The sequence below is a fragment of the Anoxybacillus sp. ST70 genome (assembly GCF_019553625.1).
Classification (GTDB): domain Bacteria; phylum Bacillota; class Bacilli; order Bacillales; family Anoxybacillaceae; genus Anoxybacillus; species Anoxybacillus gonensis.
Genome location: NZ_JAHZOF010000002.1, coordinates 15,330 through 33,376 on the forward strand (window position 1 = coordinate 15,330; position 18,047 = coordinate 33,376).

General features: G+C 41.2%; 21 protein-coding genes and 1 other annotated feature. Of the genes, 14 read left to right on the top strand and 7 right to left on the bottom strand.

The window, feature by feature from the left end; all coding sequences use genetic code 11:
• Window positions 1–14: 14 nt before the first annotated feature.
• Genes K1I43_RS03260 through K1I43_RS03270 form a run of 3 tightly spaced genes read left to right on the top strand, consistent with a single transcriptional unit; the run spans window position 15 to window position 2,485 of the window.
• The gene (locus K1I43_RS03260; RefSeq protein ID WP_009361602.1) at window positions 15–833 is read left to right on the top strand and encodes an alpha/beta hydrolase; all 819 of its coding nucleotides are present in this window, start codon (window positions 15–17) and stop codon (window positions 831–833) included.
• Complete coding sequence (locus K1I43_RS03265; protein ID WP_026011481.1) at window positions 808–1,878, top strand: tetraprenyl-beta-curcumene synthase family protein; 1,071 nt, start codon at window positions 808–810, stop codon at window positions 1,876–1,878. Before K1I43_RS03260 ends, K1I43_RS03265 begins: the two co-directional genes overlap by 26 nt.
• A 43-nt stretch (window positions 1,879–1,921) precedes the next feature.
• Window positions 1,922–2,485: a Uma2 family endonuclease gene (locus K1I43_RS03270; protein WP_026011482.1), complete on the top strand. Its 564-nt coding sequence runs from the start codon at window positions 1,922–1,924 to the stop codon at window positions 2,483–2,485.
• Window positions 2,486–2,525: 40 nt separating this feature from the next.
• On the opposite strand, the gene mnmM is transcribed toward K1I43_RS03270, so the two are convergent.
• Together mnmM and mnmL are read right to left on the bottom strand one after the other, a co-directional pair.
• Entirely contained in the window at window positions 2,526–3,098 is a 573-nt protein-coding gene (gene mnmM / locus K1I43_RS03275) for a tRNA 5-(aminomethyl)-2-thiouridylate-methyltransferase MnmM (RefSeq protein ID WP_019416632.1), read from the bottom strand.
• A complete protein-coding gene (gene mnmL / locus K1I43_RS03280) occupies window positions 3,095–4,048 on the bottom strand; it encodes a tRNA modification radical SAM protein MnmL/YtqA (protein WP_009361598.1) in 954 nt (317 codons plus the stop codon). Before mnmL ends, mnmM begins: the two co-directional genes overlap by 4 nt.
• Window positions 4,049–4,172: 124 nt before the next feature.
• Here mnmL and K1I43_RS03285 point away from each other — a divergent pair, with 124 nt between their 5' ends.
• Both K1I43_RS03285 and K1I43_RS03290 read left to right on the top strand, forming a co-directional pair.
• Window positions 4,173–4,436 carry a YtzC family protein gene (locus tag K1I43_RS03285; protein WP_003397789.1) on the top strand — a complete coding sequence of 88 codons (264 nt, stop codon included), beginning with the start codon at window positions 4,173–4,175 and terminating at the stop codon, window positions 4,434–4,436.
• 10 nt (window positions 4,437–4,446) lie between these two features.
• Window positions 4,447–4,587 carry a hypothetical protein gene (locus K1I43_RS03290; RefSeq protein ID WP_009361597.1) on the top strand — a complete coding sequence of 47 codons (141 nt, stop codon included), beginning with the start codon at window positions 4,447–4,449 and terminating at the stop codon, window positions 4,585–4,587.
• 36 nt (window positions 4,588–4,623) lie between these two features.
• Here K1I43_RS03290 and K1I43_RS03295 read toward each other — a convergent pair whose 3' ends face one another.
• On the bottom strand, window positions 4,624–5,400 hold the full coding sequence (locus tag K1I43_RS03295) for a hypothetical protein (protein WP_019416634.1): 777 nt from the start codon (window positions 5,398–5,400) through the stop codon (window positions 4,624–4,626).
• 22 nt (window positions 5,401–5,422) lie between these two features.
• Window positions 5,423–5,926 (bottom strand): hypothetical protein, encoded by a 504-nt coding sequence (locus tag K1I43_RS03300; RefSeq protein ID WP_019416635.1) that lies wholly within the window; start codon window positions 5,924–5,926, stop codon window positions 5,423–5,425.
• A gap of 182 nt (window positions 5,927–6,108) precedes the next feature.
• Window positions 6,109–6,321, top strand: a binding site (T-box leader).
• Between the two features lie 62 nt (window positions 6,322–6,383).
• Here K1I43_RS03300 and leuS point away from each other — a divergent pair.
• Entirely contained in the window at window positions 6,384–8,801 is a 2,418-nt protein-coding gene (gene leuS, locus K1I43_RS03305; RefSeq protein WP_009361595.1) for a leucine--tRNA ligase, read from the top strand.
• A 61-nt stretch (window positions 8,802–8,862) separates the two neighbouring features.
• Window positions 8,863–9,159: a rhodanese-like domain-containing protein gene (locus tag K1I43_RS03310; protein WP_026011483.1), complete on the top strand. Its 297-nt coding sequence runs from the start codon at window positions 8,863–8,865 to the stop codon at window positions 9,157–9,159.
• 50 nt (window positions 9,160–9,209) lie between these two features.
• On the opposite strand, the gene K1I43_RS03315 is transcribed toward K1I43_RS03310, so the two are convergent.
• Window positions 9,210–10,475 carry a BaiN/RdsA family NAD(P)/FAD-dependent oxidoreductase gene (locus K1I43_RS03315; protein WP_026011484.1) on the bottom strand — a complete coding sequence of 422 codons (1,266 nt, stop codon included), beginning with the start codon at window positions 10,473–10,475 and terminating at the stop codon, window positions 9,210–9,212.
• Between the two features lie 100 nt (window positions 10,476–10,575).
• Between K1I43_RS03315 and K1I43_RS03320 the strand changes: the two genes are divergently transcribed.
• A complete protein-coding gene (locus tag K1I43_RS03320) occupies window positions 10,576–12,201 on the top strand; it encodes a putative polysaccharide biosynthesis protein (RefSeq protein ID WP_019416638.1) in 1,626 nt (541 codons plus the stop codon).
• 14 nt (window positions 12,202–12,215) lie between these two features.
• On the opposite strand, the gene K1I43_RS03325 is transcribed toward K1I43_RS03320, so the two are convergent.
• A complete protein-coding gene (locus K1I43_RS03325; RefSeq protein WP_009361591.1) occupies window positions 12,216–12,476 on the bottom strand; it encodes a hypothetical protein in 261 nt (86 codons plus the stop codon).
• A 106-nt stretch (window positions 12,477–12,582) separates the two neighbouring features.
• Between K1I43_RS03325 and K1I43_RS03330 the strand changes: the two genes are divergently transcribed.
• Complete coding sequence (locus tag K1I43_RS03330; protein WP_019416639.1) at window positions 12,583–13,305, top strand: pseudouridine synthase; 723 nt, start codon at window positions 12,583–12,585, stop codon at window positions 13,303–13,305.
• A gap of 38 nt (window positions 13,306–13,343) precedes the next feature.
• Here the strand turns inward: K1I43_RS03330 and K1I43_RS03335 are convergent, their stop codons facing one another.
• On the bottom strand, window positions 13,344–13,565 hold the full coding sequence (locus K1I43_RS03335) for a DeoR family transcriptional regulator (RefSeq protein ID WP_003398403.1): 222 nt from the start codon (window positions 13,563–13,565) through the stop codon (window positions 13,344–13,346).
• A 173-nt stretch (window positions 13,566–13,738) separates the two neighbouring features.
• Here K1I43_RS03335 and pepV point away from each other — a divergent pair, with 173 nt between their 5' ends.
• From pepV to K1I43_RS03360, 5 genes are all read left to right on the top strand, one after another.
• Entirely contained in the window at window positions 13,739–15,142 is a 1,404-nt protein-coding gene (pepV, locus tag K1I43_RS03340) for a dipeptidase PepV (protein ID WP_026011485.1), read from the top strand.
• A gap of 86 nt (window positions 15,143–15,228) precedes the next feature.
• Complete coding sequence (locus K1I43_RS03345; protein ID WP_009361588.1) at window positions 15,229–16,380, top strand: MFS transporter; 1,152 nt, start codon at window positions 15,229–15,231, stop codon at window positions 16,378–16,380.
• 33 nt (window positions 16,381–16,413) lie between these two features.
• The gene (gene thpR, locus K1I43_RS03350; protein ID WP_019416641.1) at window positions 16,414–16,944 is read left to right on the top strand and encodes an RNA 2',3'-cyclic phosphodiesterase; all 531 of its coding nucleotides are present in this window, start codon (window positions 16,414–16,416) and stop codon (window positions 16,942–16,944) included.
• Between the two features lie 22 nt (window positions 16,945–16,966).
• On the top strand, window positions 16,967–17,344 hold the full coding sequence (locus K1I43_RS03355) for a CidA/LrgA family protein (RefSeq protein ID WP_019416642.1): 378 nt from the start codon (window positions 16,967–16,969) through the stop codon (window positions 17,342–17,344).
• Complete coding sequence (locus K1I43_RS03360; protein WP_009361585.1) at window positions 17,341–18,012, top strand: LrgB family protein; 672 nt, start codon at window positions 17,341–17,343, stop codon at window positions 18,010–18,012. Before K1I43_RS03355 ends, K1I43_RS03360 begins: the two co-directional genes overlap by 4 nt.
• The last annotated feature ends 35 nt before the right edge of the window (window positions 18,013–18,047 follow it).

Below are 18,047 nucleotides of genomic sequence, written 5' to 3' on the forward strand. Positions count from 1 at the left end.
AAGGAGGGATGTTTATGTGGAAATGGGAAGGAGAAAACGCAAAAGGCACAATTGTCATCGTTCACGGTGCTGCCGAACATCACGGTCGGTATAAATGGCTCATTGAAATGTTTCGTATGCACGGTTTTCATGTCGTTGCAGGGGATTTACCAGGACAAGGAACGACATCGCGTAGCCGACGAGGGCATATTGATTCATTTGACGAATATATAGAAGCGGTCGCGAGTTGGGTGCATGAAGCAAGCGTGTATGAACAGCCTATTTTTTTACTCGGTCATAGCATGGGAGGACTTGTCGTCATTCGCACATTGCAAGAAAAGCGACTGCCTGTTCGCGGTGTCATTTTATCGTCCCCGTGTTTAGGGCTCGTTCATTATCCGTCGAAAGCACTTGAGGTCGCTTCACGCATTTTAAATGTCATTCATCCGAAAAAGCGATTTCCATCAGGATTAACGGTAGAGATGGCGACCCGAAATGAAGAAGTGCGAGAGATGGACAAAAACGATTCATTATATGTGACGAAAGTATCTGTTCGTTGGTATCGCGAGTTAGTCAAAGCCATTCGCATCGCTCATGAAAAAATTGAACACTTACCAGATGTTCCGATGCTCGTTATGCAGGCGGGGGATGACAAAATTGTTGATAAAAGTGCAGTGAAATCATGGTTTGATCAGTTGATGGTTAGTGAAAAAGTGTATAAAGAGTGGCCAAAACTATATCATGAAATTTTTAACGAACTTGAGCGAGAACAAGTATTTTTATATGCCCATACGTTTTTAACGTTGCAATTGCAAAGAGGTGAGCTTATTGAGCGTTCCAACAAATCCTTTTAGTTTAATGCGGGCTGTATATCGTCGCGTTTTTCCGATCGTTCATCGCGAATTAGATATTTGGAAAAAAAGAGCGGAGGCGATTCCGAACGAGGAATTGCGCAAACAAGCGTTAGCAAGCATCGCAACAAAAACGTTTCATTGTGAAGGAGGAGCGATTTTGTCGTTGCTTGCTGGAAAAGAGATGGAGCGATGCATTCGTTTTATCGTTGCTTATCAAACGATTAGCGATTACTTAGATAATTTATGCGATCGAAGCACGTCACTTGATCCGACCGATTTTCGTGCGCTGCACGAGTCAATGATGCATGCGTTAACGGTCGGGGCAAAAAAAGAGGCATATTACCGCTATCGTACGGAACAAGATGATGGTGGTTATTTGCATGCCCTTGTCGACACGTGTCAAGAGACATTAGCAGAAGTTCGGCATTATCATATCATTGCCCCGTTTTTACATGAACTTGCATCATATTATTGCGACTTACAAGTACATAAACATGTGAAGAAGGAAGAACGGATTCCGCGTCTGAAGCAATGGTTCTCCCAACATGAAGCGTCGTTGCCGAAAATGGAATGGTATGAATTTTCCGCTTGTTCTGGATCAACGCTCGGTATTTTTTGTTTAGTCGCTTACGCTTGTACCGATTCTTTTGATCAACGTCTTGCTGAACGGGTACGAAACAGCTATTTCCCATACGTGCAAGGGCTGCACATTTTACTTGATTATTTGATTGATCAAGAAGAAGATCGACAAGGTGGAGATTTAAATTTTTGTTTTTATTATCCAAATGAAGAAACGCTATTCGCTCGTTTATGTCATTTCGTTGAAGAAGCAGATCGGCATATCGCGCAGTTGCCGCATCGCGAATTTCATCGCTTTATTCATCGGGGGTTGCTTGGGCTATATTTATCGGATGAAAAGGTGCACGAGCAAAACGCCATTCGTAAGTTGGCGAAACAATTGTTGCGCTCAGGTGGTATAACATCTCATTTCTTTTATTGGAACGGACGAATGTATCGAAAATGGAAAAAATGGATGTATGCGTGAGGAAAACGGGTGTATAATGGAAGAAAAGAAGAGAGGGATGAATATGTCGTTACCTCGCTTTTCACACGTCACGTATGAACAATATTTAATTATGCGTCAACATAGTGATGAAAGATTAGAATATATTGATGGCGTCGTTTATATGACACCTTCACCTAGCATCCAGCATCAACTCGTATCAAGCAATCTTCATACAATATTCGGGAGTTATTTGAAAGGAAAGACATGTAAAGTATTTGCCGCTCCCACAGACATTGAGCTAGTGAGTGAAACATGTTCTGAAAGAAAGCTCGTCATTCCTGATTTAAGCATTATTTGTGATCAAACCGGATTTACAGACACAAAATATGTCGGTGTTCCGACGTTAATTGTTGAAATACTCAGTCCTTCGAATCAAGCGCACGATTTAGTGACGAAGTTTAATTTATATATGGAATATGGTGTAAAAGAATATTGGATTGTTAATCCGATGAAACAAGCCGTGACCGTTTATGTATTAAATGAAGATAGGCTATACGAGCAGGCGGATATTAAAGTAAGTGTTGGAACTGTTCAGTCTGCTTGCTTTCCAGGTTTGTTTGTTCATTTAGAAGACATATTTCACTAACAAAGCAAAAGTAGCGATAGGGAAGACCGATCGCTACTTTTTATCTTTTCTCGATGGCAACGATAAACGGCGGATGATTGATTTGATTCATAAATTCGTATCGAATGACGTGTGCGCGTTGTTGGTCGATCGTTGAAACGTATTGTAAAAGGGCATCGCGCTCAATCGCTCCTTCAGGATGACCGTGGTAAATAACGAGGACAATGATCCCTTCAGGAGCCATGATTTCAAGCAATTGCTCAATGGCGGCAATTGTTGAGTTTGGTTTTGTTACAATTTGTTTATCCCCTCCAGGCAAATAACCGAGGTTAAACATCGCGCCAGTTATGCGTCCTTTGTATTGTGGAGGGATGTGAACGAGCAGCTCTGCGTGGCTTGCTTGCACGAGCGTGACCCGTTCTTCCATATGGTGTTCACGCAATCGTTTTGTTGTATTTTCGATGGCTTGTGCTTGAATGTCGAAACCGAACACATGTCCAGTCTCTCCGACACGTTCAGCCAAATAAAGCGTATCATGGCCGTTGCCAACCGTTGCATCGACGACGACATCTCCTTTTTTCACAGCGGAGTCGATGAGCGAACGAGCAAACGGCAAAATGCGCATCAGCTTCATCGCCTGTCTTCCTTTCGCACATATTTTTTTCCTTGATAACTATTGCGGCGCTCTAATTCGGCATCAATCGCGTTTAACACTTCCCATTTATTGACGCTCCACATTGGACCGATCATTAAATCGATTGGACCGTCTCCTGTAATGCGATGAACGATCATTTCTGGCGGCAATACTTCTAATTGATCACAAACGAGTTGAACATATTCATCGAACGTTAAAAATTGAAGCATTCCTTTTTCGTATTGTTTCACCATTGGTGTTCCTTTTAGCAAATGAAGCAAATGAATTTTAATGCCTTGCACATCTAAATGGGCGACCGTTTTTGCGGTTTCCATCATCATGTCGTACGTTTCAAGCGGCAATCCGTTAATAATATGGGCACAAACGCGAATGCCATGTTTGCGTAGCTTCTCTACACCTTCTACATAGCATGAAAAGTCATGCGCGCGGTTAATTAAGGTGGCTGTTTGTTCATGAACCGTTTGCAAACCAAGCTCGACCCATAAATACGTTCGTTCGTTCAATTCCGCTAAATAGTCAACGACGTCATCCGGTAAGCAATCAGGGCGTGTAGCGATCGATAAACCGACGACACCGTCTAAATGTAATACTGCTTCGTATTTTTCACGCAACACGTCAACGGGTGCATGTGTATTTGTAAACGCTTGAAAATAGGCGATATACTTCCCATCTTTCCATTTTGTATGCATTTTTTCTTTAATCGTATGAAATTGGGTGACTAAATCGTCTGTTCGTCTGCCAGCAAAATCACCAGAACCGGCTGCGCTACAAAATGTGCATCCACCATATGCGACTGTACCGTCGCGATTTGGACAATCGAATCCTGCATCAAGCGATACTTTAAAAACTTTTTCACCGAACGTTTGGCGTAAATGATAATTCCATGTATGGTATCGTTTCTTGTCGTTCGTATATGGAAAAGGATTCATGTTTATCACCTCGCATCATTTTAGCATTGTAGCACGATTTAAGTAGGAAACTCAATGGCGCTGTGATAAATGACAAGAAAATGTACAAACTATAAAGCGATACGGAAGAAAGGAAGGGATGCGTATGGCGACAAGACAGTCGATGGACGAGTTTTTGCAACATTGTGAAGATGTGCTTCGCTATGCAAAAGAACAATATACAGAAGCGAGCAAGCTTGAACATTATAACGATACAGAATATGTAAAAGCTCAGCAAATGCTTGAACATGCGGTGACCGATTTGGCGCATTTTTCGTTAAGCTGTAACGCCCAACAGCGCGAACAATTACACCGCATGCGTCTGCAGCTTGAACAATTACAAAACGATATGATTTTACTTCGTCATTAGGAGGAAACAGATGAAAAAACGTTCGAAACAAAACAATCCAGAACAAAAAACGTTGCATGCGAAAGATTTCGGTGATCCGATAAAAGAAGTGAAACAAAGGAATGCAAAAAAAGGACAAGAAGCAAAAGCGGAATATCATAACGAAACATAATTGCCCCACTCGGAGATGCTCCGAGTGGGGAATAGTTCAGTTTTTCTTTAAAATATTGTCTAGTTTTTCTGAAGTAAGGGTTGTCACCCCATAAAAAACAGGATCAATATATGTGCTTGATGCTTTTCCTGATAATTCATATTCAATTTTTGGTGTAACAATATAAAAGTCAGCTTTTTGTTTTGCTTTTTCAGTGAGATTAAAATAAATATTTATTGTTTCGTTTGCCTCTACGCTCTGCTTTTCTGATTTATCGTTTATCTTTACATCTTTTATCTGTAAAAAACTGTTTTCTATAGTTACACGCTTTATTTGAATCGTGTGCTCTGAAATGTTTTTCAACTTCGCTTGAAAAAATTGCGTATTTGGATAAGCTGTCACATACTCATTTTGTGGAGTAAATATCCCCTTCTCGCCTACAACTAACTTGATATGACCGATGGGGAATGTCTCTTTGTATTTTTGATCAAATATGAGAGTTATTTTAGAGATTGTCGTGCTACTTACTTCTTTTAAATGTAGATTGACAGCAATATTAAATAATTGAAAGTCTTTGTATTTATCACCTTCGATAAGATCATATTGCATGTCATCAATTTCATGTGCGATTTCAGGAAAGTCAATAGATGTCACGTTTGCTAGAGGGCTGTCACTTAATAAAATGAAATTAAGAACGAAAGGATCGTCTTTTTTTGCCACATATACACCGTCCCACTTCCCAAAAGCAATAAACCCTTTTATGCTTTCCGGCTGGCATCCAGAAAAAAGAAAACTGACAAGCGCACAGAAAATGAGAAAAGATTTTTTTATCATAAGCACTCCTACTATCATTATATTAGTTTTTGTAAACGACTTTTAAATAATGAGTTGAAGTTGGCTCATATGCATCGTGGTAGGAGATCGTTTCTTGACCAAACTTATCTTTTACTACTTTTACGTAGTATTTATTAAAATCACCAAACAGTCCAAGCTTTGAGTATTTATTTTTGTCTGCAGGAATTTGAATAGCTACAGAATAAGATTTGCTTTTTGACCAACTTAGGTTAAGTTGGTTTTTAATAGCTTCGGTGATATCAAAGGTTGCCCCACCTGTGATTTGTAACGTAGTTGTAGTAGTTTCTGTCCATACATAGCGATCAGAATAGGCCCATGCCGAGGTTAAATAAGTTTGAAACTTTTCAGTAACAAGAGAAGGTCCGCTAATTTTTGTAACTTTATATGTTGCATCACCACAAACGATACAATCTGAATCATCTGCTTGAGGCTTCTGAGCCAATGAAGAGACTGGAAATGTAAAAACAAGGATGAAAGACAAAAAGAATAGACATAAATTTTTCATTATTTATCCTACCTTTCTAAATTTTATAATACAACATCTTAATTGTAAAAAAAAAAAAAAAAAGTAAATAAAAATTTTTAATTTTTTTATTTGTCAGTAAATTAAACATATCATTCCATACGTGAATACACTTGCAACGAGGGCGTAAATTTTTTAAAATAATGTATATAATGAAATAATGGAAAATGACGGTGAAAAGGAGTAGTAGTAAACAAATGGTCGGCAGAGAGTTGACGGACGGTGCGAGTCAACCGAAGTTTGTTTACGAACTCGCCTTGGAGTTGCGTGTGCGAATGAAGTAGCATGCGCCGTGAATCTGCGTTAATGATGAAAGTGAGTGCACGGTTCGTGCGCTAACAAGGGTGGTACCGCGGGAGAATCCTCTCGTCCCTTTTTGGGATGGGAGGTTTTTTGTTTTTCATTTTTGTTTAAAATGGATAAAAAGGAGGTTTGTCACGTGAGTTTTAATCATCGTGAAATCGAGAAAAAATGGCAAAAGTATTGGGAAGAAAATAAAACGTTCAAAACGACGGAAGATGACGGAAAGCGGAAGTTTTATGCACTCGACATGTTCCCGTATCCATCCGGCGCAGGATTGCATGTCGGTCATCCAGAAGGATATACAGCGACGGACATTTTAGCGCGTATGAAGCGCATGCAAGGATATAACGTATTGCATCCAATGGGGTGGGATGCGTTCGGATTGCCTGCCGAGCAATATGCGCTAGATACAGGAAATGACCCAGCTGAATTTACAGAAAAAAACATTAACAACTTCCGCCGCCAAATTAAATCATTAGGTTTTTCATATGACTGGGATCGTGAAGTGAATACGACCGATCCGAACTATTATAAATGGACGCAATGGATTTTCTTAAAGTTATATGAAAAAGGATTAGCGTATATGGATGAAGTGCCGGTGAACTGGTGCCCAGCGCTAGGAACGGTATTGGCGAACGAAGAAGTGATCGATGGAAAAAGTGAGCGCGGGGGACATCCGGTCATTCGTAAGCCGATGAAACAATGGATGCTTCGCATTACAGCATATGCGGATCGTTTGCTTGAAGATTTAGAAGAACTTGATTGGCCAGAAAGCATTAAAGAAATGCAACGCAACTGGATCGGTCGTTCGGAAGGAGCAAACATTCATTTCCAAGTCGATGGGCATAATGAAACGTTTACGGTGTTTACAACGCGTCCAGACACGTTATTCGGTGCCACTTATGCGGTGCTAGCACCTGAACATCCGCTCGTTGAAAAAATTACAACACCAGAACAAAAAGAAGCTGTTGATGCTTATTTAAAACAAATTCAAAGTAAAAGCGACCTCGAACGGACCGATTTAGCGAAAGAAAAAACGGGTGTATTTACGGGGGCGTATGCAATCAATCCAGCGAACGGTGAGAAATTGCCGATTTGGATCGCCGATTACGTGTTAATGAGCTACGGCACAGGGGCAATTATGGCTGTTCCAGCACATGATGAGCGCGATTATGAATTTGCGAAAAAATTTCATTTGCCAATCAAAGAAGTTGTTGCTGGTGGGGACATTTCAAAAGAGGCCTATACTGGAGACGGCGAACATGTAAACTCTGATTTCTTAAACGGCTTGAATAAAGAAGAAGCGACGAAAAAAATGATTGAATGGCTAGAGGCAAACGGAAAAGGGGAGAAGAAAGTATCGTATCGCCTTCGCGATTGGTTATTTAGCCGTCAACGTTATTGGGGCGAGCCGATTCCGATCATCCATTGGGAAGATGGAACGATGACGCCAGTGCCAGAAGAAGAGTTGCCGCTTGTGTTGCCGAAAACAGATGAAATTAAACCATCAGGAACAGGAGAATCACCGCTTGCGAACATCGAAGAATGGGTGAACGTCGTTGACCCGAAAACAGGCAAAAAAGGACGTCGTGAAACGAATACGATGCCGCAATGGGCAGGAAGTTGTTGGTACTATTTGCGTTACATCGATCCACATAACGATAAGCAATTAGCTGATCCTGAAAAGCTTGAAAAATGGTTGCCGGTCGACATTTACATTGGCGGGGCAGAACATGCGGTGTTGCACTTATTGTATGCACGTTTTTGGCATAAATTTTTATACGATATCGGCGTTGTGCCAACGAAAGAACCGTTCCAAAAGCTATTTAACCAAGGAATGATTCTTGGAGAAAACAATGAGAAAATGAGTAAGTCGAAAGGAAATGTTGTGAATCCGGACGATATTGTGGAAAGTCACGGAGCGGACACGTTGCGTTTATACGAAATGTTTATGGGTCCTTTAGAAGCGTCGATCGCGTGGTCGACAAAAGGTCTTGACGGTGCACGTCGCTTCTTAGATCGCGTATGGCGTCTATTTGTTGAAGAAGACGGCCAATTAAATCCGAAAATCGTTGACAATCCAGAAACAGATACGCTTGAACGTGTATATCATCAAACGGTGAAAAAAGTAACAGAAGATTACGAGGCGCTTCGTTTCAATACAGCAATTTCACAATTAATGGTGTTTATTAACGAAGCATATAAAGCGCCTGTATTACCGAAAGTGTATATGGAAGGATTCGTGAAGTTATTGTCGCCAGTTTGTCCTCATATTGCTGAGGAATTATGGGAGAAACTCGGACATAACAATACGATTGCATACGAAGCTTGGCCAGCATACGATGAAGCGAAATTAGTTGAAGATGAAGTTGAAATCGTCATTCAAGTAAACGGAAAAGTGCGTGCGAAACTACACGTTCCTGCTGATGCAACAAAAGAACAGCTCGAGCAATTGGCAATGGAAGACGAAAAAATTAAAGAACAAATTGAAGGGAAAACCGTACGTAAAGTGATCGCTGTCCCAGGGAAATTAGTAAACATTGTTGCAAATTAATCGCAAACAAGCCTCTCACATATGCGGTGGGAGGCTTTCGTTAAAAGAAAGGGAGAGATCGATGAAAGAAATGACAGCATTACAGCTAAAACAAATGATACAAGCAGGCGAGCGCGTTCACGTCATCGATGTACGCGAAGATGAAGAAGTCGCCTTTGGAATGATTCCATCAGCGATACATATAAAAATGGGGGATATTCCGGAAAGAATGAACGAGCTAGACAAAAATGAAACGTATATTATTATTTGTCGTTCCGGTGTTCGTAGTGAACATGTGTGTCGTTATTTAGAGGCGCATGGTTACGATGTGTGTAACGTCATTGACGGGATGCTCGGCTGGGATGGTGAACTGGAGTAATTGAAGTGTCATGATTGCCCTAGAAACAATAAGATCGCTTGTTTACGATCTTATTGTTTCGCATATATCGCAGCATGCATGCCAGCAAGACGGCCGGTAACGAGCGCTGCAGTAATGTTATAACCGCCTGTGTAACCGTGAATATCTAAAATTTCTCCGCAAAAATATAAGCCTTTCATCAGTTTAGATGCCATTTCTTTCGGATGTACTTCTTTGACGGATACTCCACCGCCTGTGACGAACGCTTTTTCAAGCGGCAACGTTCCATGAACAGAAAAAGTGAATGTTTTACATGCCGCAATAAATGTGCGCACTTTGTCGTGACTTAATGTGCTTGCGACCGTTTGTGGATCGATCTTTGTTTGTTCAAGCAAAAATAATATATATCGTTCTGGGATCGGAATAATTGCTTTCATAATGTTTTTTATCACTTTTTTCGGCTCTTCTTTCATGGTACGTACGATTTGCTGAAATAACATCTCCTCTTTTTCATCTGGCAACGCATCGATCGTCATGCGCACAGACGATTGTTTTTTTAGCTGTTTCACAACAAATTGGCTACATCGTAATGCCGCTGGTCCTGAAATACCGAAATGTGTAAAAATCATATCCATCCGATGTGTGACGATTGGTTTTCCTTTTTCGTTTAATACGCTTAATGCCACATCGCGCAATGATAGTCCTTGCAACGTTCGATTTTGAATGAATGGTTCATGTGAAATAATAGGCACTTCCGTTGGAAACAGTTCTGTAATCGTATGTCCAGCCTTTTCTGCCCATGCATAACCGTCACCTGTCGAACCGGTATGCGGCACAGATTTTCCTCCGACGGCAACAACGACTGCTTTCGTTCGGATCATCTCCCCTGTCTGCAGCGTTACGCCATACACTGCTCCATCTTTATATTCAATGTCTTTTACAGGGGTATGAACCCGAACGTCGACACGCCATCTTTTCAACTCACGAAGAAGAGCTTGTACGACAGATTGTGCGCTGTCGCTTACCGGAAACATACGTCCGTGGTCTTCTTCTTTTAACGGAACGCCAAGCCGTTCAAAAAAGCGAATAATATCTTCATTATTAAACATAGAAAAGGCACGATATAAAAAACGACCGTTTCCTGGGATATGTTGAATCAGTTCATCGACTGGTCGCCGATTTGTTACATTGCAACGTCCACCGCCCGAAATCGCTAATTTTCGTCCGAGCTTATCTCCTTTATCAAGAAGAAGAACGCGTCCACCTTGTTCTCCAGCAGCGATGGCTGCCATTAATCCTGACGGTCCCCCACCGATGACTACGACATCATACATCATCACTTTCACGTCCTTTCTGTTATGATTATAATGATTTTATGGAAAAGAAAAAAGTGTGCTAAAATAGGTGGAGCAATGAATCCGTTAAGGAAGGGATAATATGTCATCATCAAAGTTGTTAAGAGGCACATTTATTTTAACGGGAGGCGTGTTTTTATCGCGCATATTAGGTCTTATATACGTCTTCCCATTTTATCAGCTTGTTGGGAAACAAGGGGGAGCGCTTTATTCGTACGGTTACGTTCCGTATACGTTGTTTATTAGTATCGCAACGATGGGAGTGCCGTTAGCGGTATCAAAGTTTGTCTCGAAATACAATGCACTTGGAGAATATGCGATTGGGAGAAAATTGTTTCGCTCCGGTATAACGTTAATGACGATCACAGGGTTCCTCGCTTGGCTCATGTTATATATGAGTGCACCGCTATTAGCACCGTTCGTTGTCAATGATGATGGGCACGGCAACTCGATTGCTGATGTTACTTCCGTCATTCGCGCAGTTAGTTTCGCTTTATTGCTTGTGCCAATGATGAGTTTAATTCGCGGGTTTTTTCAAGGCCATGAATCGATGGGGCCGACAGCGTTGTCGCAAGTCGTTGAACAACTTGTTCGCATCATCTTTTTGCTTGCAGGGAGTTACATCGTTTTGCGCATCTTTGACGGCTCGCTTGTGACGGCTATTCAAGTGGCGACGTTTGCAGCATTTATCGGTGCCGTTGGTGGACTAGCTGTTCTATTCATGTATTGGTTTAAGCGGAAATCGTTTTTAGATGAATTATTAAAGCAAGATCGGGGCACGATCCATATGTCATTAAAAGAGATGTATAAAGAATTGATTGCTTATGCTGCCCCGTTTGCTTTTGTTGGCTTAGCGATGCCGTTATATCAATTGATTGACCAATTTACGTTTAATAAAGCGATGGCAAGCATCGGGCTCGGTGCTATTTCAGAGGACGCATACGGCATTTTCAACGTATGGGCACAAAAGCTTGTCATTATCCCAGTAACATTAGCGACGTCATTTAGCTTAACGCTCATTCCGACGATTACGAAAGCGTATGTGCAAGGGGAAAGCAAGCAACTACGAAAATATTTAAATGACACGTTTCAAGTCGTTATGTTTATTACGTTGCCTGCAGTCATTGGCATGGCGCTTTTATCTGAATATGTATATGCCGCTTTTTACAGCTACGATCCGCTTGGGACAGAAGTATTGCGGGCATACGCACCGACCGCTATTTTCTTTGCTTTATTTTCTGTGACGGCAGCCATTTTACAAGGTATTAATAAACAAAAATTTACAGTCATCAGTTTATGTATTGGGTTATTGTTTAAATTATTTTTTAACTACATACTCATTGTTTCGTTTGAAACGGTAGGAGCTATTTTGGCAACGACGATAGGATATGCTTTATCGGTCGGTTTAAACTTATGGATCATTCAACGTTATACAAATTATCGGTATCATTTTGTTGCCAAGCGTGTGTTGTTTATGGGAATTTTAACAACAATAATGTGTGCTGTCGTTTGGCCTGTCGCAAAACTGATGGACCGTTTTCTTCATTACAACGGTAGTATGATCCAATCGGTCATGATTGTCGCCATTGGTGGATTGATCGGAGCAGCTGTTTATTTTTATTTAAGTGAACGTTCGAACTTGTTACATGCGTTATTCGGAAATCGATTTTCATTTTTAAGAAAGAAAGAAAAGAAGGCTGTGTCATAGCCTTCTTCTTTGTATTAAAAGTCACCGCTAAATGGGAATCCGAGTTGACGTTCAACGCGTTGAAGACGTCGATTTAAGTTGTTAATTTGTTGTTGTTGGCGCTCTGTGATGCGCTCGAGGCGATCAACTCGACGTTCAAGAGAGCCGCTTGGAAAATTTGGTGTTCCAGGAAATCCTGGTGTGCCCGGAAATCCGCCAGGGAATCCTGGTGTAAATGGAGAGCCTCCGTAATAAGGCATGCCCGGCATTTGCTGCTGTTGTTGGCGTTCGTCCATTTGGAAAACTCCTTTCGCTTTAATTGTTACGTAGGCAGTATATGTGACAGTTGACATCGGTGTATGGACGAACGCCTAAAAATGAAAAACATTTGGAGGGATTTTTATGTTGCGAATTGATAAACTGTTAGCAAACATGGGATATGGAACGAGAAAAGAAGTGAAAAAATTATTGAAAGCAGGGGGTGTTAAAGTCGATGGGATGACGGTGAAAGATGCAAAAACACACGTCGATCCGAAAGAACAAGTCGTTACAGTATGGGGAGAAGAAGTAGAGTATAAACCGTTTATTTATTTAATGATGAATAAACCGAAAGGAGTCATTTCAGCAACGGAGGATGCTGTGGAAGAAACTGTTGTTGATTTACTAGAAGAGGAAGACCGAATTTTTGATCCATTTCCAGTCGGACGGCTTGATAAAGATACGGAAGGGTTGTTGTTGTTAACGAACGATGGTCAACTTGCTCATCAGCTATTATCCCCAAAAAAGCATGTGCCGAAAACGTATGAAGCAATGATTGACGGGGAAGTGACAGAAGATGATGTTGCAGCATTCCGACGCGGTGTCGTGCTGGACGATGGATACGAAACAAAACCAGCAGAGCTTGTCATTATTCGTTCCGGTTTACGTTCAGATGTGCGTGTCACGATTACAGAAGGGAAGTTTCATCAAATTAAACGAATGTTTCAGGCGGTTGGTAAACGTGTCGTTTACTTAAAACGCATACAAATGGGACCGATTCCGCTCGATGAAACGTTAGAACCGGGAGAGTATCGTGATTTGACTGATGAAGAAATTGCTTTATTAAAAGGAGAAGACAAAAAATAGGAACCTGCACCGATCAGGTTCCGTCTATATACATTTCGTTATGATGACATCTTTACTCTTTTTTTAGTTGTTGTCCATTTACCTTTGCTAGGGCTGTGAATTAAGTCGTTGTATGCTAACACGTTTAAATCCCGCTGAATCGTTCGTGGAGTAATGCCGAATTCGTCCACGAGCTCTTGCGTTGTCACTGTTCCTCTTTCGCTAATGAACATGTAGACGGACTTAATACGGGTTAGCATGCGATCGGTAGATGGTTTCAAATGATCACTCCCTATCGTCACATCATTCGCATGGTACAACAAAGATGAAAAACTAGATGTCTCACTATTTATTTTACACGAAAACATAAGAAAAATGCTATAAATTTGCTGAATTTTACACAATATTAACACAATTAAAACCATATTTTTCTTAAAGAAAGGGGAAAGTGACGATGAACATGAATTGGATGGAAGAAGTAAAAAAGCGCGAGAAGGCATTTTTGCAAGATTTACAAACGTTTTTGCGCATTCCGAGTGTACGAAATGAGCAGACAGCGACACAAGAAGCACCGTTAGGAAAAGAAGTATATGAAGCGCTTTGTTACATGTTAAAACGAGGGGAAGAAGAAGGATTTGCCGTGAAAAATGTTGATGGATTAGCGGGGCATATTGAAATGGGAGACGGCGAAGAGATTGTTGGAGTATTATGTCATGTTGATGTTGTTCCTGCTGGTGACGGTTGGACGTTTGATCCGTTTGGAGCGACGATTGTAGATGGAAAAATTTATGCACGTGGCGCATTAGATGACAAAGGTCCGACAATGGCCGCGTTTTATGCGATGAAAATTGTCAAAGAGCTCGGATTGCCACTTTCTAAGCGCGTGCGCATGATTATTGGAACAGACGAAGAAAGCGATTGGCAATGCGTCGAACGATATTTTCAAACGGAACAAATGCCGACAATTGGATTTGCGCCAGATGCGGATTTCCCAATTATATATGCTGAAAAAGGAATTGCTGATTTTGATCTTATTCAGCAACCGATGAATGAACAAGCGCATGATGATATTCTTCTTTCGTTTCAAGCTGGTCAGCGATACAATATGGTTCCAGATGTTGCGGAAGCTGTATTGCAGTTGACGAATGAAAACGACATGAAAGAGCGTTTTCTTACATTTTTACGTACGCATGCGCTTGAAGGGGAAGCACATGAAAATGGTGACACACTTATGTTACGCGTTCGCGGTGTTTCTGCACATGGGATGGAACCAAATCATGGGGTGAATGCAGGCATATGGCTTGCAAAATTTTTAGCAAATGAAACACTAGATGCACAAGCCAATGAATTTGTTCGATTTGTGTCGCAATTTTTTTATGGAGATACGCGCGGAAAGCGATTAGGTGTTGCGCATACAAATGAGGAACTTGGTGATTTAACGATTAACGTCGGTGTTCTTTCGTATACGAACGAACGTGGTGGAAAGATAGGCATCAATTTACGTTATCCAGTCACGAACGATATTGCACGCACAAAAGAAATCATTGAGCAAATAGCTAAACGTCATCAGTTCGTATTAAATAATTTTTCGAACTCCTCACCACATTATGTCGCAAAAGACCACCCGCTCGTTCAAACGTTGCAACGCGTATATGAAGAACAGATGGGCGAACGAGCATCATTGCTTGCGATTGGTGGCGGAACATATGCGCGTTCTTTACAAGCAGGAGTAGCGTTCGGTCCGTTATTTCCAAATCGTCCAGATGTGGCGCATCAAAAAGACGAATATATGTTTATCGATGATTTGCTTAAAGCAACAGCCCTTTACGCCCAAGCGATTTATGAATTAGCAAAATGACAATTTCCAAAAATATGTTATAATGAAAAGTGCCGTCGCTCATGACGGTACTTTTTCGTCATTTTATTTGATATGGGGGATTTTTTGTGTATACACGTATTTTTCGCATCTTTTACTTTTTACAGTTTTTTAGTTTTGGATCGCTTTTCCCGTTGTTATCTGTGTATTTAAAAGATGAAGTTGGATTGTCAGGAACAGAAATCGGGATGATTATGTCCATTAGCCCGATTGTTATGATTTTTATTCAACCAATTTGGGGAATGGTAAGCGATTATACACGTCAACCGGTTCAAGTATTAATCGTATCTTTACTAGGAACAGCTTTTTTTGGTTTTATGTATTCGCTCGTTCATTCTTATATGTGGTTGCTTGTTATTGCCGCACTACTTGCCGTTATGCAAAGTGGCATTGTTCCATTATCTGATAGTATTACGCTTCATTACGTACAAAAAGCGAACGAACGGTATGGCTCGATTCGCCTTTGGGGAGCGCTTGGGTTTGCGACTGCTGTCCCGATCGCTGGGCAAATCGCTGAGCTGTTTCATCTTCGCTTCATTTTTTACATTTTCGTTGCTTTACTCATTATTTCGAGTATGCTTGCATGGAAGTTGCCAAAGGAGCAGTCAAGTGCGAAAGTGAACATTCGTGAGGGAATGAAAGAGTTAGTTCGCATTCCACCGTTTCTTTTATTTTTATTGACGACGTTTCTTGTTTTTGGTCCAATTTATGCCAACAATTTTTATTTTGGTATTTTGATTACTGATTTAGGTGGAACGCTTGCAGGAGTCGGGCTTGCCTTTTTATTAGCGGCAGGAAGCGAAGCGCCGTTTATGAAATTTGCAGACGGGGTCGTGCGGAAGTTTGGCATGATGAACGTCTTATTCATTGCCACAGCATTATCTTGCGCTCGTTGGTTATTTTACTTTTTTGAACCACCGTTAATGATCGTGTATGCCACGACAATTGTACAAGGGGCGTCCGTCGGTTTATTTATTCCAGCTGCGCTACAATACGTGCGGGACGTCACTCCTGCACACGTACGTACAACAGCTGTATCGCTTTATGCTACAGTTGGAAACGGGCTCGGGAGCTGGTTTTGTACATTTGTAGGAGGATATATATTAGAACGTTGGACAATTGAGCATGTATATTTATTTTTTGGACTGTTGACGTTTGGTGGCATGGTGATTTTTGCTTGGCAGTCAAAAAAGACGTTGCGAAAACTATATGAATTTTGATAAAATTTAGAAAATTAAAAGGTGGGACAGTAGATGCACTACTTTTTGGCAATCCCTCTACCGAACGAGGTAAAAAAGCGGCTACATGCTTTTATTTCTGAATGGGGAGCGCCATTTCGGTTGTTCGTTCATGAAGCCGATTATCATATAACACTGGCGTTTTTAGGTCGAGCAACTGAAGCGGAGCGAAAGCAAATTGTAGAGATGATGCCAGATGTAGTAAAAAAACATCAGTCATTTTCGTTACAACTGAGCGAAGTGTACTCATTCGGTTCTCGTATTTTATGGTATGGGGTGAAAGAGGAACCGCGTTTGTTTTCTCTTCGTCAAGATGTGTATAACGTGTGCCAACGCATCGGTTTTTCGCTTGATTCACGACCGTTTACACCGCATATTACGTTGGCAAAAAAATGGGGTGGGTCGTTTCCGTTCTCGCTTGACACATATCCGAGAAAAATGGAAGGAGAAGACATTCACTTTTTCGTACATGACGTTGTGTTATACGAAACACATATGGATCAAACGCCGAAATATAAGCCGTTGATGCGTTTTCCTCTTTCATAATTCAATAAGAGGGGGAGAAAAGATGGGGATTACGGTCATTCAAATCGTGGGATTGTATATGTTGTATATGATCGGTTCGTTCATTCAGCAACTACTACACATTCCAATTCCGGGGAGTATGATTGGCATGTTGCTGTTATTTTTATTATTAATGACCGGAATCGTAAAAGAGAAGTGGTTTTCGCGTGGTGCAAATATGCTTTTATCTCACTTAACGCTTTTATTTATCCCAGCAACAGTTGGGGTAATGGACTATGTGGAGCTTTTTTCAGGAAGGGGAATATGGTCCATTGTCATTGTAATCGTCAGCACAATGATGGTTATGTTGTTTGCTGGTTTTATTGGGCAATGGGCACAAACACGTGAACAGAAGCGAGTGCGTGAGGTGAAAGGGGCATGATTGGCGTTAGTTTGCTCATATGGACGATCGTCGTATATATAGCGATGCGCAAATTGTATGCTCGCTTTTATTTTCCGTTGCTCGTTCCCGTCGCAACAAGCACGGTAGTCATCATTATGACGTTATCGCTTTTTCACTTGTCGTATGACCAATATATGATCGGAGGAAAATGGCTCGTTCATTTGCTTGGTCCAGCTGTTGTTGCGCTCGCTTTGCCGCTTTATCAACATCGGCATACGTTAAAACAGTTTTTATGGCCGCTCTTATGTAGCACATTTTTCGGCACAATCATTGGAATGGGAAGCGGTTTATTGTTCGCGCGTCTTTTTCATTTGCCAGAAAAAATTGTTCGTTCCATCATTCCGAAATCGGTCACATCGCCTGTTGCAATGGATATTGCAAAGTTGATTGACGGTATACCGACGCTTGCTGCTGTATATGTCATGATTGCGGGAATTTTTGGTGCAATGTTTGGTCCGATTCTTTTTCAACGTTTGCACATTACAACAGCTTTAGGGATTGGAAGCGGTCTTGGTGCAGCTTCTCACGGTATCGGTACCGCAAAAGCACTTGAAATCGGGAGAAAAGAAGCAGCGATTAGCTCTGTTGCTATGACGTTAAGCGCAATTTTTGCTTCTCTTCTTTGCCCGTTGTTGCTTTTATTGTAGAATGAAAGTAACTATTTATTGCTGGAGGTTACAGT